19 protein-coding genes and 1 other RNA gene are annotated in these 23923 nt (G+C 65.4%); 18 read left to right on the forward strand and 2 right to left on the reverse strand.

The window, feature by feature from the left end; all coding sequences use genetic code 11:
- Positions 1-646 precede the first annotated feature (646 nt).
- Positions 647-1021, forward strand: a complete 375-nt coding sequence (locus A7V84_RS14820) for a DUF4870 family protein (RefSeq protein WP_033535351.1) — start codon at positions 647-649, stop codon at positions 1019-1021.
- Positions 1022-1235: 214 nt separating this feature from the next.
- On the opposite strand, the gene A7V84_RS14825 is transcribed toward A7V84_RS14820, so the two are convergent.
- Entirely contained in the window at positions 1236-1514 is a 279-nt protein-coding gene (locus A7V84_RS14825) for an SWIB/MDM2 domain-containing protein (RefSeq protein WP_025517203.1), read from the reverse strand.
- 148 nt (positions 1515-1662) lie between these two features.
- On the opposite strand from A7V84_RS14825, the gene A7V84_RS14830 reads away from it, so the two are divergent.
- Positions 1663-2856: a M20 aminoacylase family protein gene (locus A7V84_RS14830; RefSeq protein ID WP_025517202.1), complete on the forward strand. Its 1194-nt coding sequence runs from the start codon at positions 1663-1665 to the stop codon at positions 2854-2856.
- A gap of 10 nt (positions 2857-2866) precedes the next feature.
- On the forward strand, positions 2867-3925 hold the full coding sequence (pyrC, locus tag A7V84_RS14835) for a dihydroorotase (RefSeq protein ID WP_033535350.1): 1059 nt from the start codon (positions 2867-2869) through the stop codon (positions 3923-3925).
- Positions 3926-3992: 67 nt separating this feature from the next.
- Here the strand turns inward: pyrC and A7V84_RS14840 are convergent, their stop codons facing one another.
- Positions 3993-5801, reverse strand: a complete 1809-nt coding sequence (locus A7V84_RS14840; RefSeq protein ID WP_025517200.1) for an ATP-binding cassette domain-containing protein — start codon at positions 5799-5801, stop codon at positions 3993-3995.
- Between the two features lie 78 nt (positions 5802-5879).
- Between A7V84_RS14840 and rnpB the strand changes: the two genes are divergently transcribed.
- From rnpB to ftsZ, 15 genes are all read left to right on the forward strand, one after another.
- An RNA gene (rnpB, locus tag A7V84_RS14845) (RNase P RNA component class A) lies at positions 5880-6286 on the forward strand.
- 300 nt (positions 6287-6586) lie between these two features.
- Positions 6587-7015 carry a division/cell wall cluster transcriptional repressor MraZ gene (gene mraZ / locus A7V84_RS14850; RefSeq protein ID WP_025517198.1) on the forward strand — a complete coding sequence of 143 codons (429 nt, stop codon included), beginning with the start codon at positions 6587-6589 and terminating at the stop codon, positions 7013-7015.
- A gap of 8 nt (positions 7016-7023) precedes the next feature.
- Positions 7024-8097, forward strand: coding sequence for a 16S rRNA (cytosine(1402)-N(4))-methyltransferase RsmH (rsmH, locus tag A7V84_RS14855; RefSeq protein ID WP_063491533.1), 1074 nt, complete (start codon positions 7024-7026; stop codon positions 8095-8097).
- Entirely contained in the window at positions 8097-8381 is a 285-nt protein-coding gene (gene ftsL / locus A7V84_RS14860) for a cell division protein FtsL (protein ID WP_025517196.1), read from the forward strand. The genes rsmH and ftsL overlap by 1 nt, the downstream gene beginning before the upstream one ends.
- Positions 8378-10117 (forward strand): peptidoglycan D,D-transpeptidase FtsI family protein, encoded by a 1740-nt coding sequence (locus A7V84_RS14865; protein WP_025517195.1) that lies wholly within the window; start codon positions 8378-8380, stop codon positions 10115-10117. Before ftsL ends, A7V84_RS14865 begins: the two co-directional genes overlap by 4 nt.
- On the forward strand, positions 10114-12957 hold the full coding sequence (gene murF / locus A7V84_RS14870; protein ID WP_082832932.1) for a bifunctional UDP-N-acetylmuramoyl-L-alanyl-D-glutamate--2,6-diaminopimelate ligase MurE/UDP-N-acetylmuramoyl-tripeptide--D-alanyl-D-alanine ligase MurF: 2844 nt from the start codon (positions 10114-10116) through the stop codon (positions 12955-12957). Before A7V84_RS14865 ends, murF begins: the two co-directional genes overlap by 4 nt.
- On the forward strand, positions 12947-14116 hold the full coding sequence (gene mraY, locus A7V84_RS14875; protein ID WP_025517193.1) for a phospho-N-acetylmuramoyl-pentapeptide-transferase: 1170 nt from the start codon (positions 12947-12949) through the stop codon (positions 14114-14116). The genes murF and mraY overlap by 11 nt, the downstream gene beginning before the upstream one ends.
- Entirely contained in the window at positions 14113-15645 is a 1533-nt protein-coding gene (murD, locus tag A7V84_RS14880; RefSeq protein ID WP_033535348.1) for a UDP-N-acetylmuramoyl-L-alanine--D-glutamate ligase, read from the forward strand. The genes mraY and murD overlap by 4 nt, the downstream gene beginning before the upstream one ends.
- On the forward strand, positions 15642-16835 hold the full coding sequence (gene ftsW, locus A7V84_RS14885) for a putative lipid II flippase FtsW (protein WP_025517190.1): 1194 nt from the start codon (positions 15642-15644) through the stop codon (positions 16833-16835). The genes murD and ftsW overlap by 4 nt, the downstream gene beginning before the upstream one ends.
- A complete protein-coding gene (gene murG / locus A7V84_RS14890) occupies positions 16832-17905 on the forward strand; it encodes an undecaprenyldiphospho-muramoylpentapeptide beta-N-acetylglucosaminyltransferase (RefSeq protein WP_025517189.1) in 1074 nt (357 codons plus the stop codon). The genes ftsW and murG overlap by 4 nt, the downstream gene beginning before the upstream one ends.
- The gene (gene murC, locus A7V84_RS14895; protein WP_025517187.1) at positions 17902-19308 is read left to right on the forward strand and encodes a UDP-N-acetylmuramate--L-alanine ligase; all 1407 of its coding nucleotides are present in this window, start codon (positions 17902-17904) and stop codon (positions 19306-19308) included. The genes murG and murC overlap by 4 nt, the downstream gene beginning before the upstream one ends.
- Positions 19305-20258 (forward strand): D-alanine--D-alanine ligase, encoded by a 954-nt coding sequence (locus A7V84_RS14900; RefSeq protein ID WP_025517185.1) that lies wholly within the window; start codon positions 19305-19307, stop codon positions 20256-20258. Before murC ends, A7V84_RS14900 begins: the two co-directional genes overlap by 4 nt.
- Positions 20259-20266: 8 nt before the next feature.
- Positions 20267-21091, forward strand: a complete 825-nt coding sequence (locus tag A7V84_RS14905) for a cell division protein FtsQ/DivIB (RefSeq protein ID WP_025517183.1) — start codon at positions 20267-20269, stop codon at positions 21089-21091.
- Positions 21092-21095: 4 nt separating this feature from the next.
- A complete protein-coding gene (gene ftsA, locus A7V84_RS14910; protein WP_025517182.1) occupies positions 21096-22322 on the forward strand; it encodes a cell division protein FtsA in 1227 nt (408 codons plus the stop codon).
- A gap of 182 nt (positions 22323-22504) precedes the next feature.
- Positions 22505-23689: a cell division protein FtsZ gene (gene ftsZ / locus A7V84_RS14915; RefSeq protein ID WP_025517181.1), complete on the forward strand. Its 1185-nt coding sequence runs from the start codon at positions 22505-22507 to the stop codon at positions 23687-23689.
- Positions 23690-23923: the final 234 nt, after the last annotated feature.

Here is a 23923-nt window from a genome sequence, read left to right on the forward strand (position 1 = left end):
TGGGGCCACGGAAAACCCCAGCCCCCGGCCCGCCTCGGGCCAGCCCGCGCGGCGATCCCCCCTGCCTGCGCTTACCCCTCGCTGTACCGCCACTGCTGTCCTCATGGCCGCGATCGTCGGGCTTCGTCGCCGATCGGCGCCGACCTGGCTCAGGCCTGGGCCGTCTTTGCCGGCCGCGGCATGCGCTGGGGCCTCCTTCTTATGGACCCGTCTGCCCGAGGGGCAAGAAAGGCCTGGGACAGGCCAGGGCGTCCAGAAAGTGCTCCCATGGGTTCTTTGGTCGGCCACCGAAGCCCGGCAGGGGCATCGAGAGGCTCACGCTGCGAGCTCTGCGCTGTGGGGCTGTAGGTCGCGGCCATGTGGCTCTCCGGGGGAGAGGTTGCGCCAGGACGGCAATGCCGGGCGTAGCAGCTGCTTATGGAGACCGTGCAGGGCGATAGGATGGCGGCGTCATGGCCTGAAAGACGGTCTTGAAAAACGCGCCGGCCAGGTCGTGCAGTGCCGTGGACAGATAGGCGCAAATGCAGTCTGGCTGCGGGTTTGCGAGCGATGGCAAGTCCGGAAACATAGCGTGCCGAAATAACAACGTGTGCCCGGATCGTGTGACATTGTGCGGTAAGATTATCGAAACGTCTTCGATGGAGCAGTGATCGTGAGTGAATCCCCCAATCCCGTGACGGGTTCCCAACCCCTTGATCTGCGCACGCTGACCCATGTGTCCTATGGCCTGTTCGCGCTCGGCTTTCTGACCGGCGGCTTGCTGGCGGTGGCAACGCTGGCAGCGGTGGTGCTGATGTACGTGAAGCGCTCGGATACAGCAGGTACGGTCTATGCCTCGCACTTCGATTGGCTGCTGCGCACGTTCTGGTGGTCGTTGCTGTGGATGGCCATCAGCTTTGTGCTGACGCTGATCTACATCGGCTGGATCGGCATGGTCGCCACCGTCATCTGGGTGCTCTATCGCCTGATCCGTGGCTGGCTGGCCCTGCTGGAGGGCAACCCGCCGTCGAGCTACGCCTGAGGCGTTTTTTGCGGCAATAACCGAGCCGGCCTGGTGCCGGCTTTTGCCGCAGGCATTTCATATGTTGCTGATGAGGGGATGGCAGGCAGACGAAAGGGCGCGGGGATGCGCTTGTCATGCGGCCGGATGAACAGGACTGCTGCATCCGGCGATCGGCGGCGTGAGCGCCGAAATCAAGGAAGGGACGTACTGGGTACGCCCGCAACCTCGTTGCTTACTTCAGGTGCGCGTTGACGAGCTTGGTCAGCTCGAACATCGTGACCTGATCCTTGCCGAAGATGGGGCGCAGTTTGGCGTCCGCATTGATGTTGCGTTTGTTGCTGGCGTCTTGCAGGTTGTGCTTTTTGATGTAGTCCCAGATCTTTTTGGTGACCTCGGTACGCGGCACGGCTTCGGAGCCGATGACAGCAGCCAGCTCGGCGCTGGGGGTCAGGGGCTTCATGAACGCGGCATTCGGTTTGCGCGTGGTCGCGGTTTTGGAGGGGGTGGCCATAATGCGGCGCTCCTTCTCTGGATGTTGGAAAAAATGTCCTGCGGGCCGCAGCATAACGTGTCTCCAGGGTAAAGACAAAGGCATTTATCCTCTGTAGCAACTAAAATCGGCCTATGCTCTTTCACCTGTCAGCCTTGGGTAGCATTCCATGTACGCACGTTCGCCTCTTGAATCCATACGACTTTTTCATGATGAACTGACCACGCTCAGGCGTGATCTTCATGCCCACCCTGAACTGGGTTTCGAAGAAGTACGGACATCGGGGATCGTGGCCGCAGGATTGCAGGCGTTGGGCATCGAGGTGCACCGGGGCATTGGCAAGACCGGGGTGGTGGGCGTCATCCGAGGCAAGCGCTGCGATAGCGGGCGCATGATCGGGCTGCGTGCCGACATGGATGCGTTGCCCATGGGTGAGGCCAATGATTTCGCTTATCGCTCGACCAAGCCCGGGCTGATGCACGGTTGCGGGCATGATGGCCATACCGCGATTTTGCTGGGCACGGCCCGTTACCTGGCTCAGACGCGCAATTTCGATGGCACCGCCGTGCTGATTTTTCAGCCTGCCGAAGAAGGGCTGGGAGGCGCCAAGGCCATGCTGGACGACGGGCTCTTTGATACCTTCCCCTGTGATGCCGTCTACGCCCTGCACAACTGGCCCGGCCTGCCAGCGGGCACGATCGGGGTCAATCCGGGCCCGATGATGGCGGCCGCCGACCGCTTCGAGATCGTGATCCAGGGGCGCGGCGGCCATGGCGCCCACCCTTACCAGACCATCGATCCCGTGACGGTGGCTGGTCATCTGATCACGGCGCTGCAGACTGTCGTCTCGCGCAACGTCAATCCGCTGGACTCAGCCGTCCTGTCCATCGGTTCGGTGCAGGCCGGCCATCCGGGGGCCATGAGCGTGATCCCGGGCGAGGCGCGCATGGTGGGCACGGTGCGTACGTTCCGCAAGTCGGTACAGGAAATGGTCGAGCAGCGCATGCGGGAACTGGCCACTTCGATTGCCGGCGCTTTTGGCGCCACGGCCCAGCTCAAGTACGAGCGCATTTATCCTGCAACCCTGAACACGCCTCAGCATGCCATGCTGGTGGCCGACATCGCCACGGAGATGATCGGCAAGGAGAACGTGGTGCGCGATCTGACCCCCTCGATGGGATCTGAAGATTTTTCGTTTATGCTGCAGGCCCGGCCAGGCGCCTATTTCCGTCTCGGACAAGGTGGCGCGGAGTCAGGTTGTGTACTGCATAACCCCCATTTCGATTTCAACGACGCCGTGATCCCGCTGGGCAGCGCCATGTTTGCAGCCCTGGCCGAACGCGGCATGCCTTTGGCGGAATAATTTCGTATCCATGTCCAAGCTTGCTCAACTGACCATCACCCGTCCCGACGATTGGCACCTGCATCTGCGCGATGGCGCGGCCCTGGAAGCGGTCGTGGGCGATACCGCGCGCCAGTTCTCCCGCGCCATCATCATGCCGAATCTGCGGCCGCCGGTGACCACCACCGAGCAGGCGCTGGCCTATCGCAACCGCATTCTGCAGGCGCTGCATCAACGCATGGGACCGCTGTCCGAGTTCAAGCCGCTGATGACGCTCTACCTGACGGACAATACGCCGGCTGCCGAAATCGAGCGCGCACACGCCAGCGGTCACGTCTACGCCGTGAAGCTGTATCCGGCGGGCGCCACCACTAACTCCGATGCCGGGGTCACCGATCTGTTGGGCAAATGCGCGCCTGCCCTGGAGGCGCTGGAGCGTCTGGGGATGCCGTTGCTGGTGCACGGCGAAGTGACCGATCCCGAAATCGATGTATTCGATCGCGAAGCGGTGTTCGTCGAGCGCGTCATGATTCCGCTGCGTCGGGCGTTCCCGGGGCTGAAGGTGGTGTTCGAGCACATCACCACCAAAGAAGGCGCCGAGTACGTGCGCGACGCCGAGGGGCCGATTGCCGCGACCATCACGCCCCAGCACTTGCTTTACAACCGCAATGCGATCTTCATGGGCGGAGTTCGCCCGCACTGGTATTGCCTGCCCATCCTCAAGCGAGAGACGCATCGGCGCGCGCTGTTGGCTGCGGCCACCAGCGGCAGCCCGCGGTTTTTCCTGGGCACGGACAGCGCGCCGCACGCACGCGGGCTGAAAGAGCACGCCTGCGGTTGCGCCGGCTGCTATACCGGCCTGCATGCGATGGAGCTGTATGCCACGGCCTTCGATCAGGTCAACGCGCTGGACAAGCTGGAGGGGTTTGCCAGCCAGCATGGTCCGGACTTCTATGGCCTGCCTCGCAATACGGGCACGCTGACCTTGCAGCGCGAGGCGTTCGTGGTGCCCGAGGAGCTGCCTTTCGGCGACACATCCCTGGTGCCGCTGGCCGCTGGCGAAGCGCTTGAGTGGCGCGTGGTGGCCTGAGCGTTTCTCCGGGCGGAAAAAAAACGGCTTGCGCGAGGCAGGCCGTTTTTCATTTGGAGCGCCCCGCTCAGGCGTTGCTGGCCTCGCGTTTCGCTTCCAGGAGTTCCCAGCGCTCGAATTTCGCTTCGAGCGCGGCTTCCAGGCGGGCCAGCTCGGCCTGCACCTGCTCGACTTCCTGGGGCGCGTCGCGATAGAGGCTGCCATCGGCCAGGCGCGCGTTCTGAGCGGCCTGTTCGGCCTCCAGGGCGGCAATTTCGTCCGGCAGCGCTTCGAGTTCACGCAGTTCCCAGGAACTGAGCTTGGCGTTGCGCGCAGGCTTGGCGCGTGCAGCAGGCGCCGGTGTCTGCGCCGCGGCAGGGGGGGCTGCCGGGGAGGCGGGTGCGGGGCGCTGGGCGACCCATTCATCGTAGCCGCCGACGTAGTCTCGCCAGCGTCCGTCGCCTTCATAGGCGATGGTCTGGGTCACCACGTTGTTCAGGAAGGCCCGGTCGTGGCTGACCAGCAGCACCGTGCCGGTATAGTCCTGGAGCAACTCCTCGAGCAGTTCGAGGGTTTCGATGTCGAGGTCGTTGGTGGGCTCATCGAGCACCAGCACGTTGGCCGGCCGGGCGAACAGGCGCGCCAGCAGCAGGCGGGCCCGTTCGCCGCCGGACAGGCTGCTGACCGGCGAGCCGGCACGCGCGGGCGAGAACAGGAAGTCGCCCAGATAGCTCATCACATGCTTGCGGGTGCCTCCGATCTCGACCCATTCGCTGCCTGGGTTGATGATGTCCGCCAGGGTGGCGTTTTCGTCGAGCTGGGCGCGCATCTGGTCGAAGTAGGCCACTTCGACATTGGCGCCAGTACGAACCGTGCCGCTATCGGGCGCAAGTTCGCCGAGAATGATCTTCAGCAGCGTGGTCTTGCCGGCGCCGTTGGGGCCGATGATCCCGATGCGATCGGCGCGCAGGATGGTGGTGGAGTAGTCGCGCACCACGCAGCGGTCACCGAAGGATTTGCCGACGTTTTCCAGTTCGGCGACGATCTTGCCCGAGCGCTGGCCCTGGGCGACGGCCAGATTGACATTGCCCTGGCGTTCACGGCGCTCGGCGCGTTCGACACGCAGGCGCTCCAGGCGGCGCACCCGGCCTTCGTTGCGGGTGCGGCGGGCTTCGACGCCCTTGCGGATCCAGACCTCTTCCTGGGCCAGCAGCTTGTCGAAGCGGGCCTGCTCCAGGCGCTCGGATTCCAGCCATTGGGCCTTGCGTTCCTGCCACTGGCTGAAATTGCCGGGGAAACTCAACAGGCGTCCACGATCGAGTTCGACGATGCGGGTGGCCACGGCGTCCAGGAAGCGTCGGTCGTGGGTGATGATGACGGCAGCGCCTTTCCAGCCGCGCAGCATCTCTTCCAGCCAGGCGATGCCCTCGAAATCCAGGTGGTTGGTGGGTTCATCCAGCAACAGCAGGTCGGGCTGTTCGACCAGCGCGCGCGCCAGCGCGACCCGCTTGCGGGTGCCGCCGGACAGGCCGGCGATGAGCGCGTCGGCGGGCAGGCCGAGTTTTTCCAGGGTGGCGCGCACCCGGGCCGGACGCTGCCAGTCTTCCGAATGCTCGTCGGCATCGCAGACCACGTCGTAGACGGTGCGCGTCTCGTCGAGCACCGGTTCCTGTTCGACGGTGATGACCCGCAGCCCGGAGATCCGGCTGATCTCGCCGTCATCGGGTTGGCTGCGACCATCCAGCAGGCGCAGCAACGAAGACTTGCCCGCGCCGTTGCGCCCGATCAGGCCGATACGCTCGCCCGCCTGGATCGTGAAGTCGGCGTGATCGAGCAAAGGGTGGTGACCGTAGGCCAACTGGACGCCGGTCAGGGTAAGGAGAGTGTGCTGAGCCATGAGAGTCTGAACTGCTGAGATGGGCTGTATTGTCGCAGGAACGGGCGAACAGGGTTGCTGTACTACAATACCGGCCGCAAGACAGATCGGGCAGTCGCGGTGGCGCAAGCCATCGAGGAAGGTCCGGACTCCACAGGGCAGGGTAGCGGCTAACGGCCGTCCGGTCCGGCGCGCAAGCGTCGGGCTGAGGAACAGGGCCACAGAGACGAGTCTGCAGAGCGGGCGTCCTTCGGGGCGCACCGGCACGGCCATCTCCGTGCCGTGGCGGCTGGCAACGGCCGTCGGCGCTGCAGGGTGAAACGCGGCAACCTCTACCCGGAGCAACATCAAATAGGCATGCGCACGGCCTTCGTGGCCGGAAAGGGCGGCTCGTTCGAGCATGCGGGTAGGTGGCTAGAGCGTGCCAGCAATGGCACGCCCAGAGGAATGATTGCCCGCCGGGGAAACCCGGCGTACAGAATCCGGCCTATAGATCTGTCTTGCCTCCCCCTTTACTCATCTGCCAGGCGGCCCCGAACCGGGGGGCCGCCGGCGGCGTCATGGCGCGATCTCTGGGATCGTGTCCGAGCGAGATGGGGACGGTTTGCGGCGATTTGTTGACGAAGGACTTTTAGTTGTCCCCGCAAGGCTCTGATTTCTCAGGATGTTTTCTCCGTCGCCTGTTTACAATTTGCTCTAAGTCCTTGTTGTGATTGAAAAAATTGCAACCGCTAACTTGACCCCGTTGTATGCTTCCCGTAGAGTGGGAAAAAGTAGGAAATTGTGCAAATAAGTGGGGCAAACGGGTGTTTCAAGGAAGCAGTGCGCTCACGATGGATGCCAAGGGCCGGATCTCGATCCCGACCCGGCATCGTGACGCCCTGGTTTCGCAGGCGGAAGGCCGCCTGACCTTGACCCGGCACCCCGATGGCTGCCTGCTGGTGTATCCGCGGCCCGAGTGGGAAAAGAAGCGCGAGCAGATCGCCGCGTTTCCCATGTCGGCGCGAGCGCTGCAGCGCCTGCTCCTGGGCAATGCCCAGGATGTCGAAATCGATGGTTCCGGCCGAGTGCTGATTGCCCCCGAACTGCGCAACGCTTCCGGTATGACGCGCGATGTGATGCTGCTGGGTATGGGTACGCACTTCGAGTTGTGGGATGCCGCTTCCCTGGCCCGCCGCGAGGCGGAAGACATGGCTCAGGGGATGCCGGACGTGTTGAACCAGTTTTCGTTCTGAAGCCGAGTATGGAATTCGAGCACAGGCCCGTCCTGCTGGCGCCGACGGTGGATGCCTTGTTGCAGGCCAATTTCGGCGGCAAGGGTGCCACTCGCGCGCGCGCCCAGGATACCGAGGCCGCCGAGCATCGACGCACGCGGGGTGTGTTTGTCGATGGCACGTTTGGGCGTGGCGGGCACAGTCGCGAGCTGCTCTCCCGGCTTGGGCCCGAGGCGCGCCTGGTGGTGTTCGACAAGGACCCCCAGGCGATCGCCGTGGCGCAGGCGCTGGCCGCCCGCGATGCCCGGGTGGCGGTGGTGCACGACGGTTTTGCCACCATGGCCGAGGCGCTCGCCGAGCGCGGCATCGGTCAGGTGGACGGTGTGATGTTGGATCTGGGGGTGTCGTCCCCGCAGATCGACGATGCAGACCGGGGGTTCTCGTTCATGCGGGACGGGCCTCTCGATATGCGTATGGATACGAGTCGCGGCCCCACGGTTGCGGATTGGCTGGCGCAAGCCAGTGTGGAAGAGATGCGGGAGGTGATCGCAGATTATGGCGAAGAACGGTTTGCTTTTCAGGTTGCAAAGGCGATTGCTGCTAGCCGCGCAACACGGCCGCTGCGCACCACGCTCGAACTTGCCGAGTGCGTCGCCGGCGCCGTCCGCACGCGCGAAAAGGGGCAACATCCGGCCACACGCACCTTTCAGGCTCTACGGATTTACATCAATCGGGAGCTCGAAGAGCTCGCGTGCGCCCTCGCGTCAGCTATAGACCTGCTGGCGCCAGGGGGGAGGTTGGCGGTGATCAGTTTCCACTCGCTTGAAGACCGCATGGTCAAGCAGTGCATCGCGGCGGCGGCCAGGCCGGCTGCCGCGCATGCACGCCTGCCCCTGCGCGAAAGCGAGATGCCGCAGCCGATCCTGCATTCTCTGGGCAAGGTGGTGGCCACTCCCGATGAAGTGGCGGCCAATGCCCGTTCGCGCTCTGCCATCCTGCGCGCTGCCGAACGCACCACGGAGCCCCTGGCGGCCAACCGTGGCGCGGGGTTCGTGCCGCAGCAGCGCCAGCCGGGCGAATCTGGCAAGGGGAGGCATCGCTGATGGGCCGTGCCTGCCTCGTTGTGGCTGCTTTGCTGATGCTGTCGGCCATCTCCCTGGTCACCAGCCGGTATCAGTCGCGCCTGCTCTATATAGAGTGGGGGCGGGGCCAGGCCGAGGCACGCGATCTGGACACGAACTGGCGCCGGCTCCAGCTGGAGCGGGCGGAACTGGCGCGCAATGCGCGGGTGGACCGGGCCGGGCGGGAGGAACTCAAGATGATTCCCATTGCGCCGGATCGCACCGTCTACATGGTGCAGCCTGAAGCCATCGGAGGCACGCAATGAGACGCGTGCCTTTCTTCGATAATCCGGTGCTGCGCGGGCAGTTGCCCATGTGGCGCGCCCGGCTGGTGCTGATCCTGCTGTTCTGCGGGCTGGCCGTGCTGATTGGCCGCGCCCTGTTTCTGCAGGGGCTGTCCAATGAGTTTCTGCAGCAGCAGGGCGAGCGCCGCTACGAGCGCACGCTGACGCTGTCTGCCACGCGCGGCAAGATCCTCGATCGCAACAACGTGGTGCTAGCCTCGAGCGTGCCGGCGCGTGCTATCTGGGCGATCCCCGAAGATGCCAAGGCTATCGCCGGCGGACAGCTCGACGCCCTGGCGGCCTTGCTGGGTACGCCGCCGGCCGAGCTGCGTCGCCGTCTGTCGGATGAGGACAAGAATTTCGTCTACCTGAAGCGTCAGGTGCCGATGGATGTGGCCGACAAGATCAAGCAGATGGCGCTGCCGGGCATCCATCAGCAGCCGGAGTCGCGTCGCTACTATCCGGAAGGCGAGGTCACGGCGCACGTGGTCGGCTTCAACAACGTGGAAGACAAGGGCCAGGAAGGCATCGAGCTGACCTTTGATCAGCAGTTGTCGGGCCGTTCGGGGATGCGCCGCGTGATCAAGGACCGTCTGGGCCGGGTCATCGAGGATGTGCAGGCGATCACGCCGCCGGTCGACGGGCGCGACCTGCGTCTGTCCATCGATACCCGGTTGCAATACCTGGTCTACAAGGAACTGCAGGCCGCCATAGAACGGCACCAGGCCCGTGCGGCCACTGCCGTGGTCGTGGATGTGCATACCGGCGAGATTCTGGCGCTGGCCAATCTGCCTTCCTATGACCCTAACCGCCGCGATACCTGGAAGGTCGCCAATCTGCGCAACCAGGCGATTACCGATACCTTCGAGCCGGGTTCGATCATGAAACCGTTCACGGCAGCCCTGGCCCTGGATCTCGGTCGTATCACGCCGACGACGATGTTCGATACCGGCAACGGGCGCTACCAGTATCAGGGCTCGACGATTTCTGACGTGAGCCGCTTTAATGGGGTGCTCGATGTCGCGGGCATTCTGCGCCGCTCCAGCAATATCGGCATGACAATGATTTCCGAGAAGTTGCAGGCCCGCGAGATGTGGGATCGCTTCACGGAACTGGGCCTGGGGCAGGCGCCGCAGTTGGGTTTTCCGGGGGCCGCGCCCGGGCGCTTGCGTCCCTGGGATCGTTGGCGCCTGATCGAGAAGGCGACCATGGCCTACGGCTACGGACTGTCGGTATCGCTGCTGCAGGTGGCGCGTGCCTACACCGTGTTTGCCCGCGATGGCGATATGGTGTCATTGACCCTCGTCAAGCGCGACAGCGAGCCGACCAGCGTCAAGATCTACACCCCCAAGACGGCCCGGCTGGTGCGCGAGATGCTTGAGGCGGCTGCTGGCCCGGATGGGGCCAAGGCGGCGCAGGTGCGCGGCTACCGTGTGGCCGGCAAGAGCGGCACGGCGCGCAAGATCGTCGGGGGCAAATACAGCACGCAACTTTATCGCAGCTCGTTTGTCGGGTTTGCGCCGGTCTCCAATCCCAAGATTGTGGTGGCGGTGTCCATTGATGAGCCCCGCGTGGGCGGCTATTACGGCGGTGCCATCGCCGCGCCGGTGTTCTCCAGCATCGTTGGCGGCAGCCTGCGTTTGATGGGGGTGCAGCCGGATGCGCCCTTTGAGTCGACCATCGTGGCGGGCGTCGAGAATGCAGGAGGGGCACGATGAGCGTGTCATTCGAATTCACGCGTGCGCCCGTGGGCAGTTCGCTGCCCGTGCTGCAGCAGCTGCGCGAGCGGGCCGGCTCTCAGGCCGATCTGCGGCTGGACTCCCGTGAAGTGCAGCCGGGCGACGTCTTCGTCGCCTGCCGAGGCGTGCATGGCGATGGCCGTCGTTATATTGCGCAGGCGCTTGCCGCCGGCGCGGCTGCCGTGGTCTACGACCTGGACGCGCTGGATGAGGCCGCAGCGCCTGATGCGCGTGTGCTGGGCGTGCCCGGTCTGCGCGGCATGCTGGGCGAGCTGGCCGACGGCTGGTATGGACAGCCATCGGCCAGCCTGATGGTCCTCGCCGTGACCGGCACCAACGGCAAGACCTCCTGCGTGCAGTGGCTGGCGCAGGCGCTCACCCGCCTGGGCAAGCCCTGCGGGACGGTTGGCACGCTCGGCGGGTTGATGCCGGACGGCACGTCGCTGGGCGGCAGCCTGACCACGCCGGATGTGATCACCCTGCATCGCTGGTTGGCGGTCATGCGTGATGCGGGCGTGCAGGCGGTGGCGATGGAAGCCTCGTCAATCGGCCTGGAACAGAGCCGCATGGACAACGTCCGTGTGGTTGCGGCCGGCTTCACCAATCTGTCGCGTGACCACCTCGATTACCACGGCACCATGGTGCGCTATGAGGTAGCCAAGGGGCTGCTGTTCGACTGGCCGGGTCTGCAGTCGGCCGTGATCAATGCGGACGATGCGGCCGGACGGCGCCTGTTGGCGCGCTTGCCGCAGGAACTGGCCTGCGGCTACGGTCTGGAGCCGGGCACGCCGGCACAGATCTGCGCACGCGAGTGTCAGGCCACAGCGCACGGGCAGGTGTTCACCCTGGCAACCCCTGAAGGCGAAGCGCAGGTGGTGACTCCGCTGCTGGGCAGCCACAACGTGTCCAATCTGTTGCTGGTGGCTGGCCTGTTGTTGAAACTGGGCTGGTCGCTGGGTCAGGTCGCGCGCGAACTGGCGGCGATGCAGCCGGTCGACGGCCGTCTGCAAACAGTGCCCGCACCGGCCCTGAGCCAATTGACGACAGCCTCGCAGGGGCCGATGGTGGTGGTCGATTACGCCCACACGCCGGATGCGCTGGCGCGTGCGCTGACCGCCTTGCGGCCGCTGGCGCAGGCCCGGCAGGGTGCGCTGGTGTGCGTGTTCGGCTGCGGCGGTGACCGTGATCCCGGCAAGCGGCCCGAGATGGGGCAGATCGCCGCCGAGCTGGCCGATCGCCTGCTCGTCACCAGCGACAACCCGCGCAGCGAGTCGCCCCAGGCCATCATCGATCAGGTGCTGGCTGGCATCGCGCCGCCCGTTCAGCCCGAGTCCCAGGTGGACCGGGCGCTGGCGATTTTGCAGGCCATCTGGAGCAGCCGTCCCGAAGACGTGGTGCTGCTGGCCGGCAAGGGCCATGAAACCTATCAGGAAATCGCGGGCCAGAAGTCGACCTTCGATGACCGCCAATGGGCGCGCGCCGCCCTGTTGCTGCCGCATGTGGCCGGCGTGTCCAGCGATACCCGCAGCATCGGCGCCAACGAGTTGTTTGTGGCGTTGAGCGGCGAGTCCTTCGATGGCCATGACTATCTGTCGCAGGCACAGGCGCGTGGCGCCTGCGCTGCGGTGGTGGCTCATCCGGTTGCCGAGACAAGCCTGCCGCAGCTGGTCTTGGGCGACACGCGGCTGGCACTGGGCCGGCTGGCCACGGCATGGCGCTCGCGATTTGCCCTGCCGGCGATTGCCGTGACCGGCAGCAACGGCAAAACCACCACCAAGGAAATGATCTCCGCCATCCTGGCCGAGGCGCTGGGCGAGTCGCAGCGTCTGGCCACGGCCGGCAATTTCAACAACGACATCGGCGTGCCGCTGACCTTGCTGCGCTTGCGCCCGGCGCATCGTGCCGCGGTATTCGAGCTCGGCATGAACCATCCCGGTGAAATCGCGCAACTGGCCGCCATGGCCCAATGCAGCGTGGCGCTGGTCACCAATGCCCAGCGTGAGCACCAGGAGTTCATGCATACGGTCGAGGCGGTCGCGCAGGAGAATGGCAGCGCCATCGCTGCGCTGCCGGCGGACGGCGTGGCCGTGTACCCGGGCGATGAACCCTACACGATGATCTGGGATGCTTTGGCAGGGGCCCGGCGCGTATTGCGCTTTGGCCTGCAGCCAGGGCTGGACGTCTACGCCCAGCATCTGAGGCCGGGGCCGCAAGGGATGTTGTGCCAAGTTGTAACCCCGCGTGGGGTGGCGGAGTTGTCCTTGCCCATGCCGGGCGAGCATAACCTGCGCAACGCATTGGCCGCCATTGCCTGCGCGTTGGCCGTAGATGTTCCGCTCCCCGTGGCTGTTCGCGCGCTGGCTGGTTTTCAGGCCGTCGCCGGGCGCATGCAACGGAAAGAAATGATTGACGGAACCTTGCTCATCGATGACACCTACAATGCGAACCCCGATTCGGTACGCGCGGCCATCGATGTCCTGTCCGGACTTCCCGGCCCCCGGGCCCTGGTGCTCGGCGACATGGGTGAGGTCGGTAACAACGGACCCGCCATGCACCGCGAAGTCGGTGCGTATGCACGCGACCGAGGAATAGACGCATTGTTCACGCTAGGCGAGGCGAGCCAGGCGGCTGCGGCCGAATTCGGCGCCAGGGCGCGCGCTTGCGTGTCGGTAGACGAAGTCGTGGCCGCACTGCGCGGCATGTCCCCGTCCAGCATATTGATAAAAGGTTCGCGCTTTATGCGCATGGAGCGGGTTGTGACGGCTTTTGCCAAGGAAGGAAACGAGGCCGGCGGCCGGGGAGACAAGCATGTTGCTTGAAATTGCCCGCTGGCTGTCGGATGACGTGCGCGCCATCGGCGTACTGGAATACATCACGCTGCGCGCGGTGCTGGCCTGCGCCACGGCACTGCTGATCGGTCTGGCGGCCGGGCCGCGCGTGATCCGCAAGCTGACCGAAATGAAGATCGGCCAGGCCGTGCGCAGCTACGGCCCCGAGTCACACCTGGTGAAAACCGGTACGCCCACCATGGGCGGCGCCCTGATCCTGATCTCCATCGCCATCAGCACCCTGTTGTGGGCAGACTGGACCAACCGCTTCGTGTGGGTGGTGCTGCTGGTGACCTTCGGCTTCGGCTGGATCGGCTGGCGCGATGATTACCGCAAGGTGGTCTTTCGTGATCCGGAAGGCATGCCGGCGCGGCAGAAATTCTTCTGGCAGGCCACCATCGGGCTGGTGGCTGCGGTGTACCTGGCTTTTGCTGTCTCGGCCCCGGCCAACGCCGAACTCTGGCCGCTGTTCAAGGGCTGGGTGTTGAGCGGTTTCACCATGCCGTTGCCCACGCGCGCCGACCTGATCGTGCCGTTCTTCAAGTCGGTCAGCTATCCGCTGGGCGTACTGGGCTTTGTGGCCCTGACCTGGTTCGTGATCGTGGGGACCAGCAATGCCGTCAACCTGACCGATGGGCTCGACGGCCTGGCGATCATGCCGACGGTCATGGTGGGCGGTGCGCTGGGCATCTTCGCCTACGTGGTCGGTCGCGTCGATTACTCCAAGTATCTGTTGTTTCCGTATATCCCCGGGGCCGCCGAGTTGATGGTGCTGTGTGCGGCCATCGGCGGGGCGGGTCTGGCCTTCCTCTGGTTCAACGCCTATCCGGCGCAGGTCTTCATGGGCGACGTCGGCGCGCTTGCTCTGGGCGGTGCGCTGGGCACGATCGCAGTCATCGTGCGCCAGGAGATCGTCCTGTTCATCATGGGCGGCGTGTTCGTGGTTGAAACGCTGTCGGTGATGCTGCAGGTGACCTGGTTCAAGTACACCAAACGCCGCTACGGACAGGGCAGGCGAATGTTCCGCATGGCGCCGTTGCACCACCACTTCGAAGTGGGTGGTTGGAAAGAGACACAGGTGGTCGTGCGTTTCTGGATCATCAGCATGATGCTGGTGCTGATCGGCCTTTCGACACTGAAATTGCGATGAATAACGAAGTCCTCCCCCGCGCCGAGTCGCCGCTGGTACTCATCCTTGGATTGGGTGAGACCGGCGTGGCTGCGGCCAAGTGGTGCGCCCGTCAGGGCGCCCGCTTGCGGGTGGCCGACACGCGTGAGCAGCCCGGCGGGCTGGCGGCGTTGCGCGACGCCTTGCGCGAGGCCGAGGCGGACTTCCATCTGGGCTGCGGCGAACACTTCGATGCCGCCTTGCTCGACGGGGTGTCCCAACTGGTGCTGAGCCCGGGGCTATCGCCCATGCAGGAGCCCGCAGCCAGTCTGTTGACCGAGGCCGCGGCGCGCGGCATCGAAATCGTCGGCGAGATCGAGTTGTTTGCGCGCGCCCTGCAGGGCCTGGCCGAGGCGCAGGAATACCGGCCGCGCGTGCTCGCCATCACCGGCACCAATGGCAAGACCACGGTCACGGCGCTCACCCGCCAGCTGATCGAGGCCTGCGGCCTGAACGCCAGGGCGGCCGGCAACATCAGCCCGGCTGCGCTGGCGGTCCTGATGGATGCGCTGGAGCAGCAGGCGCTGCCGGATGTCTGGGTGCTGGAGCTCTCCAGCTTCCAGCTGGAAACGACCCGCAGCCTGGCCGCCGATGCCGCCGTGGTGCTCAACGTGACGCAGGATCATCTGGACTGGCATGGCGACATGCAGGCTTACGCCCAGGCAAAAGCCCGTCTGTTGACGATGGCGCGCGTGGCCATCGTCAACCGCGATGATGCGCTGACACTGGCCATGGTGCCGGAGCTCAACGCCTTGACGGTGCGCAGCTTCGGCCGCGGGTTGCCGCAGCGGGTCGGCGACATGGGCCTGGAGATGGCCAATGGCGTGGCGTGGCTGGCTTCCTGCGAGCCAAACGATTTCGACGAGCCGGCGCCGACGACCCGTCGCAAGAAAGATGCCCCACCGCCGCAGCGGGCCATGGGCCGCGTCAGCCGCCTGATGCCCGTTGATGCCTTGCGCATCCGCGGCACGCATAACGCCCTCAACGCCCTGGCCGCCCTGCAACTGGCGCGTGTCCTCGACCTGGGCTGGGGGCCCATGCTGCGGGCGCTGCGCGACTATGCCGGCGAACCGCATCGTGCCGCTTTCGTGCGCAGCATCGGTGGTGTGGACTACATCAATGACAGCAAGGGCACGAACGTGGGGGCAACGCTGGCCGCGCTCGAGGGCCTGGGCCAGACCGTGGTGCTGATCGCTGGCGGGCAGGGCAAGGGGCAGGATTTCTCGCCGCTGGCATCCGTGGTGGCGAGGCATGCCCGCGCCGTGGTCTTGCTGGGCGTGGACGCCGGACAGATTGCCGCTGCGCTGCAGGCGAGCGGCGTGGAGCTCATCATGGCTGCCGATATGCGTGACGCCGTGGCGCGGGCAGCCGCCCTGGCTCAGGCCGGGGATGCGGTGCTGCTGTCGCCGGCCTGCGCCAGCCTGGACATGTTCCGCAACTATCCGCATCGGGGTCAGGTCTTCATCGAAGAGGTGGAAGAGCTGGCTCGTGACCGGGGAGAGGTGCTATGAGCCTGTTTGCCGAACTGACCGCCAGCGTCAATGCCGTGCGCCCGGGGCGCACCCGCATGCGCAATACCGATCTGCTGCTGGTCCTGGCCGCATCCACGTTGTTGATGCTGGGCCTGCTGATGGTCTACTCGGCATCCATCGGACTGGCTGACGGCCCGCGCTACGCTTCCTACGGCCGTTATTACTTCGTGATCCGTCATGGTCTGTTCATGGTGGCTGGCCTGTTGGGCGGGGCGTTGGTGCTGTGCGTGCCGATGCGGGTCTGGCAGCGGCTCGCCTTCCCCCTGTTCGGGGTCGCGCTGGCCTTGCTCGTGGCGGTGCTGATCCCTGGCATCGGCCGCGAGGTCAATGGCGCTCATCGCTGGATTCCGTTGGGGCCGTTGAACTTCCAGCCTTCCGAGCTGATGAAGCTTGTGGCGGTGCTGGCGGCTGCCAACTACACCGTGCGCAAGCAGGAGCACATGCAGTCTTTCGTGCATGGCTTTCTGCCCATGGCGCTTGCTCTGATGGCCGTGGGCATGCTGCTGCTGCTCGAGCCGGATCTGGGCGCCTTCATTGTCATCGTGGCCATCGCCATCGGCATCCTGTTCCTGGGCGGCATCAACGGCAAGTACTTCAGCATGCTGCTGGCCGTGCTGGGTAGCACCTTTTTGCTGCTGATCTGGCTGTCGCCCTGGCGCCGGGCGCGGCTGTTCGCCTATCTCGACCCCTGGAATGACGCCAATGCCTATGGCAGCGCCTACCAGTTGTCGCACTCATTGATCGCGCTCGGGCGCGGGGAGTGGTTCGGGGTGGGCCTGGGGGCCAGCGTCGAGAAACTGCATTATCTGCCGGAAGCCCATACGGACTTCCTGATGGCCGTGGTCGGCGAAGAGCTCGGTTTCGTGGGCGTGGTGCTGGTCATCGTGCTGTTCGGCATCATTTTGCAGCGTGCCTTCGATATCGGGCGCCAGGCCATCGCGATGGAGCGTACCTTTGCCGGGCTGGTGGCGCTGGGCGTGGCGATGTGGTTCGGCGTGCAATCGTTCATCAACATGGGCGTCTGCCTCGGGTTGCTGCCGACCAAGGGCCTGACCTTGCCGCTGATGAGCTACGGCGGGTCGGGCATCGTCATGAACCTGTGCGCGCTTGCCATGTTGTTGCGGGTCGATCACGAGAATCGCGTCATGATGCGCGGAGGCCGGGTATGAGCGCGCCGACCATCCTCATCATGGCGGGCGGCACGGGTGGGCACATCATGCCAGGCCTGGCTGTCGCCGAGATCCTGCGCGAGCGGGGCTGGCAGGTTCGCTGGCTGGGCAACCCGGAAAAAATGGAAGGTCAGCTTGTGCCGGCTCGCGGCATCGAGCTGGCGCCGCTGTTTTTCCAGGGCGTGCGCGGCCGGGGCGTGGCGGCGCTGCTGAAGCTGCCCTTGCTGCTGACCCGCGCGGTGGCGCAGGCCTGGCGTCATTTTTCCGCCATTCGTCCTGACGTGGTGCTGGGCATGGGCGGCTATGTGGCGTTTCCCGGCGGCGTGGTCGCGGCGCTGCGCCGCACGCCCATGGTGGTGCACGAACAGAATGCCGTGGCCGGAACCGCCAACCGCTGGCTGGCACGCCTGTCGGCCAGGGTGCTCAGCGGCTTTCCCGACGTGCTGCCGGGCGCTCAGGATGTCGGCAACCCGGTGCGCGCCGATGTCTGCCGGCTGCCTGAGCCGGCCCAACGCTATGCCGAGCGCCAGGGGCCGTTGCGCATCCTGGTGGTGGGCGGCTCGCTGGGTGCGATGGCGCTCAATACGGTCGTGCCGCAGGCGCTTGCGCGCCTGCCCCAGCAGGATCGGCCCCAGGTCACCCACCAGGCAGGCGCCCAGCATCTGCAGGCGCTGCAGGAAAGCTATGCCCAGGCCGGCGTGCAGGCCGACTGCGTGACCTTCATCAATGACATGGCGGCTGCATTGGGGCAGGCTGATCTGCTGATCTGCCGCGCCGGCGCCATGACGGTTGCCGAAGTGGCCGCGGCAGGCGTGGCGGCCTTGTTCGTGCCGTTCCCGCATGCCATCGATGATCATCAGACGGCTAATGCGCGCTATCTGAGCGACGCGCAGGCTGCCTGGCTGCAACCGCAAAGCGCCCTGAGCGCCGAGTGGTTGGCCGACTGGCTGCAGCAGCGCAGCCGCAACGAATTACAGACCGTCGCGCAACGGGCGCGCGCTCAGGCGCGTCCGGATGCGGCGGCACATATCGCCGACGTTTGCGTCGCCGCAGCGAGGCGCCAATCATGAAACATCGTATCCAACATATCCATTTCGTAGGCGTGGGCGGCTCAGGGATGAGCGGCATCGCCGAAGTGCTGTTCAATCTGGGCTATACCGTCAGCGGCTCCGATCTGGCCGAGTCCGCAGTGACCCGCCGTCTGGCCGAGCTGGGCCTGCGCATCTGCATCGGTCACGCAGCCGAGCATGTTGCCGGCGCCGGTGCCATCGTGACCTCCACGGCCGTTTCCAGCGACAACCCCGAGGTGCTGGCCGCGCGTGCGGCGGGCATCCCGGTCGTGCCGCGCGCCTTGATGCTGGCCGAATTGATGCGCCTGAAACGCGGCATCGCCGTGGCGGGCACGCACGGCAAGACCACCACCACCAGCCTGGTCGCCAGTGTGCTGGCCGCCGGCGACCTGGACCCGACGTTCGTGATCGGCGGACGCCTGAATTCGGCGGGCGCCAACGCCAAGCTGGGTCAGGGTGACTACATCGTGGTCGAGGCCGACGAGTCGGACGCTTCATTCCTGAATCTGCTGCCGGTCATGGCGGTGGTCACGAACATCGATGCCGACCACATGGACACCTACGGGCACGATGTGGCGCGCCTGAAGAGCGCCTTCATCGAGTTCACCCAGCGCCTGCCTTTCTACGGCAGCGCCGTGCTGTGCGTGGACGATGCCAACGTGCGCGAAATCATGCCCTTCGTGTCGCGTCCCATCACGACCTACGGGCTGAGCCCGCAGGCCCAGGTGCGGGCCGAGAATGTGCGCGCCGAAGGCACGCGCATGCGCTTTACGGTCATCCGCCGAGATCGCCGGGGCGAGTTGCCGCCGCTGAATATCGAACTGAATCTGCCGGGCCTGCACAACGTGCGCAACGCGCTGGCGGCGATTGCCGTGGCAACCGAGCTGGGCGTCTCCGATGAGGCCATCTGTCAGTCGCTGGCCGCCTTTACGGGCGTCGGGCGGCGCTTTACCCAGTGGGGGGACTTCCCGGTCGCAGAGGAGCATGGCGGCGGTAGCTACAGCGTCATCGACGACTACGGCCATCATCCGGTCGAGATGGCTGCCACGCTGGAGGCTGCGCGCGGCGCCTGGCCCCAGCGGCGTGTCGTGCTGGCGTTCCAGCCGCATCGCTATACGCGCACCCGCGATTGCTTCGAGGATTTTGTGCGCGTGCTCAGCCAGGCCGATGCCGTGCTGTTGACCGAGGTCTACGCCGCCGGTGAGCCGCCCCTGGTGGCCGCCGATGGGCGCGCCCTGGCGCGTGCCCTGCGGGTGGCGGGAAAAGTAGAGCCCGTGTTCGTCGAGGATGTCGCCGAGTTGCCGCAGGCGGTACGCGGCTTCATGCGCGATGGTGACGTTTTGATCGTGATGGGTGCCGGCTCGATCAGCCGGGTGCCGTCCCAGCTGGGAGAAGGGGCATGACGCAGAAGTTTGGCAAGGTCGGGGTGCTTTACGGCGGCCGTTCCGCCGAGCGCGAAGTGTCGCTGATGTCCGGCGCGGGGGTGCACGAAGCCCTGTTGAGCGCCGGTGTGGACGCGCATCTGTTCGATACCGGCACGCAAAGCCTCGCCCAGCTGGAGGCCGAAGGGTTCGAGCGGGTATTCCTGGCGCTGCATGGCCGCTATGGTGAAGACGGCAGCCTGCAGGGCGCGCTCGAACTGCTCGACATTCCCTATACCGGCAGCGGCGTGACCGCTTCGGCCCTGGCGATGGACAAGATTCTCACCAAGCGGGTCTGGTTGCAGCAAGGTCTGCCCACGCCGGCTTTTGAGGCCCTCGAGGGGCCGCAGGGCCTGCGCGAAACCGCTGAGCGCCTCGGCCTGCCGCTGATTCTCAAGCCGCCGCACGAAGGGTCGACCGTCGGCGTGACCAAAGTGACCGAGTTTTCCGCGCTGGAGCAGGCCTACGCCGACGCCGCCGTGTTCGATGACGCCGTGCTGGCCGAGCAATTCGTGCGCGGCCGGGAGCTGACGGTGGCCGTGCTGGGCAGCGGGCGCGCGGCGCGCGCCCTGCCGGTGATCGAGATCGTGGCGCCTGACGGCAATTACGACTACCAGAACAAGTATTTCACCGATGTGACCCAATACCATTGCCCGGCCGATCTGCCGCCGGGCGTGGCGGCCAAGACCGAAGCGATCGCCGTCCAGGCCTATCGTGCCCTGGGTTGCGAAGGCTGGGGGCGCGCCGACTTCATGCTCGATGAAAACCACCAGCCCTGGTTGCTGGAAATGAACACCTCGCCCGGCATGACCAGCCATTCGCTGGTGCCGATGGCGGCCCGTGCGGTCGGCATGAGTTACGCAGAGCTGTGCGTGGCCATCCTGGCCGAGGCCAGTTGCAAGCTGCGCGCACCGGCGCGCGCCAATGGATAGGACAACCCGTGTGGAACGAGGCTCGCACCATCAACCTGATTGCCAACACGCTTGCCGTGCTGGCGGTTGCTGCCTTGCTGCTGGCCGGCGTGGCATGGGTGGCGCAGCGTCCCTATTTCGACCTGCGCAGCATCGAGCTGGAGGCCATGCCCGAGGGCGAGCTGCACTATGTGTCGCCGGGGGCGGTGCGGGCGGCGATCGCCGGGCGCTTCACGGGCAATTTCTTCACGGTCGATCTCGACAAGGCGCGCGAGGTGTTCGAGTCGGTACCCTGGGTGCGGCATGCCACCGTGCGCCGCATCTGGCCCAATACCTTGCGCGTGCGCATCGAGGAGCAGCAGCCTCTGGCCCTGTGGAACGAGAACCAGATGATCAATACCTGGGGCGAATCGTTCACGGCCAATACCGGCGAACTGGACGACGAGGCAGCCTTGCCGCAGTTTGCCGGCCCGGAGGGCGCCGAAAGCCTGGTGGTGCAGCGCTATGCCGAACTCGCACGCTGGTTCGCGCCGCTGGACCTGCAGGTCAGCGAACTGGAGCTGAGCCCGCGTTACGCCTGGAAGGCCGTGCTCTCCAACGGCATGACACTGGACCTGGGACGCGATCCGGGCGCCGATGCGCCGGATCCGCATGGCCTGCCGGGCGCGCTGCCCTTTGCCGAACGGATTCAACGTTTTGTGCAAGTGTGGCCAGGGGTGGCCAGCCGGCTCGAGGGCCGCACGATTACCGCCGCCGATCTGCGTTACCCCAATGGGTTCGCATTGGCGCTGGCGCCGCTGGAGGCGCCGCACAGCAATTCCAATACCCATTCGAAACCTGCCAAGAAAAACTGACGCCATGACCCGTGACATCAAGGACCTAATCGTTGCCCTCGATATCGGCACCAGCAAGGTGGTTGCGGTGGTGGCCGAAATCCAGCCGGAGGGCCGCTTCGAGGTGCTCGGGCTGGGACAGCACGAGTCGCGCGGCATGCGCAAGGGCGTGGTGGTCAATATCGAAACCACCGTCAACTCCATCCAGCGCGCCCTGGAAGAAGCCGAGCTGATGGCCGACTGCAAGATCCGTGACGTGTACACGGGGATCGCCGGCAGCCATATCCGCAGCTTCAATTCCAGCGGCATGGTGGCGGTCAAGGACAAGGAAGTCACCGCTACCGATGTGGCGCGCGTGATCGAGACCGCCAAGGCCGTCAATATTCCCACCGATCAGCAGGTGCTGCACGTGCTGACCCAGGAGTTCATCGTTGATGGCCAGGAAGATATCCGCGAGCCCATCGGCATGAGCGGCCTGCGCCTGGAGGTGCGGGTGCACATCGTGACGGGCGCGGTGAGCGCGGCGCAGAACATCGTCAAGTGCGTGCGCCGTTGCGGCCTTGAGGTCCAGGATCTGATCCTGCAGCCGCTGGCCTCCAGCCTGTCCTGCCTGACGGCCGACGAGAAAGAGCTCGGCGTCGTGCTGGTCGACATCGGCGGCGGCACCACCGATGTGGCGATCTACACCGGCGGCGCCATCCGGCATACGGCCGTCATTCCGATCGCGGGTGACCAGATCACCAACGATATCGCCGCCATGCTGCGTACGCCGACCCCGGACGCCGAGGAAATCAAGCTGCGCTATGGCGTGGCCAAGCAAGTGCTGGCCAGCCCCGATGAAACCGTCGAGGTGCCGGGGCTGGGCGATCGCGGGCCGCGCCAGGTCAAGCGCCAGGCGCTGGGCGCCGTGGTCGAGCCGCGCGTCGAAGAACTGTTCAGCCTGGTGCAGCAGGTGGTGCGCGAGTCCGGCTACGAAGACCTGCTGGCTTCCGGCGTGGTGCTGACCGGCGGTTCGTCCCAACTGCCGGGCATGATCGAACTGGCCGAGGACGTGTTCCTCAAGCCGGTGCGCGTGGCTGTGCCCGAGTACGAAGGCAGTCTGGCGGACGTGATGCGCAATCCGCGCTTCTCGACGGTAATGGGTTTGTTGCAGGAAGCGCGCATGCAGCGCGTGCGTGGCCGCAAGGTCGCCGCCCAGACGGGGAGCTTCAAGACCCTGCTGGCGCGGATGAAGGAGTGGTTCATGAATTGAACAAGGAATGGGATGGGTCCATTCCCTGGTGCCGGCCGATCAGCCTGCGAGCGGCACCGGAATAAGGCGCGTCTCAACTCCATAGTGGATTGCCCGGCAGTCGGCTAAGGAATTGAGGCGAGGATTAGAACAGGCTGTAGGGGATTTTCTGGGTTGGAAAACTGACTTGTGAGGGAGTCATCATGATGAACTTTGAGATGCTTGACAACAACACCAAGGGGACCATTATCAAGGTGGTCGGTGTTGGGGGCGCTGGCGGCAATGCCGTGGCGCACATGATTCGCAGCGGCGTCAATGGGGTGGATTTCATCTGCGCCAACACCGATGCGCAGGCACTGGCGGCCACCAACGCGCCGGTGCAGATCCGTCTGGGCCGCACCGGCCTGGGCGCTGGCGCCAAGCCCGAGCAGGGGCGCGCTGCGGCCGAGACGGCCCGCGAAGAGATCCGTGCTGCCCTGAACGGCGCACACATGGTCTTCATCACGGCCGGCATGGGCGGCGGTACTGGCACGGGCGCCGGCCCCGTGGTCGCGGAAGTGGCCAAGGAGCTCGGCATCCTGACGGTGGGCGTGGTCACCAAGCCCTTCATTTTCGAAGGCAACAAGCGCCTGAAGATGGCAGAAGAAGGCGTGTCCGAGCTGGGCAAGCATGTGCATTCGCTCATCGTGGTTCTGAACGAGAACCTGTATGAGCTGATGGATGAGGATGCCACCCAGGAGGACTGCTTCAAGGCCGCCGACGACATCCTGCACAACGCGTGCGCCGGGATCGCCGAGATCATCAATGTCGAAGGCAATGTCAACGTCGACTTCGAGGACGTCAAGACCATCATGGGCGAGCAGGGCCAGGCCATGATGGGCACCGCCTCGGCCAGCGGCGCAGACCGTGCCCGCGTGGCGGCCGAGAAGGCGATTGCCTGCCCCTTGCTGGAAGGCGTGGATCTGAACGGTGCGCGCGGCGTGCTGGTCAACATCACCTCCAGCCGCTCGCTGAAGATGCGCGAAACCCGCGAGATCATGGAAACCATCCGCAGCTACGCTTCGGAAGAGGCCACCGTGATCTTCGGCACCGCCTATGACGAGTCGATGGGCGATGACCTGCGTGTGACCGTGGTCGCGACCGGTCTGGGCCGCGCTGTGGCGCGTCCGCAATTGGTGCAAAGCGTGTCCGAAGAGCTGCGTACCGGCACGGACGACATGCCGATGGGCGGTGTGATGGCTGGCCAGGACGCGGACTACCGCAACCTGGAAATGCCGTCGGTGATGCGCAATCCGCGCACCCAGGCTTCGGCCCAGGTGCGTGCGCTGGAAAGCTCGGGGATGGATCATTTCGATATCCCGGCCTTTCTGCGCAAGCAGGCCGATTAAGCACGCCTGACGCGGCCGCGCAAGCGGTCGTGGCACTCCCTCAGCATCCGTCTGCCCCCGCCCCAGGGGCAGACGGGTGAAGGAGCGTTCCCGAATGAAACAGGGCCGCAGCATCCGGCTGTAGACCTGTGCGTGGCATCGATGTACTAGCAGCGTTACAATAAAGTCCTTGCGGCGACCGTCGCCCCACCCCTTCTGGGCAGGCAAGTCTTCTGGCTGGCCATCAAAGCACCA

The organism is Bordetella trematum, from assembly GCF_900078335.1.
GTDB lineage: Bacteria > Pseudomonadota > Gammaproteobacteria > Burkholderiales > Burkholderiaceae_B > Bordetella > Bordetella trematum.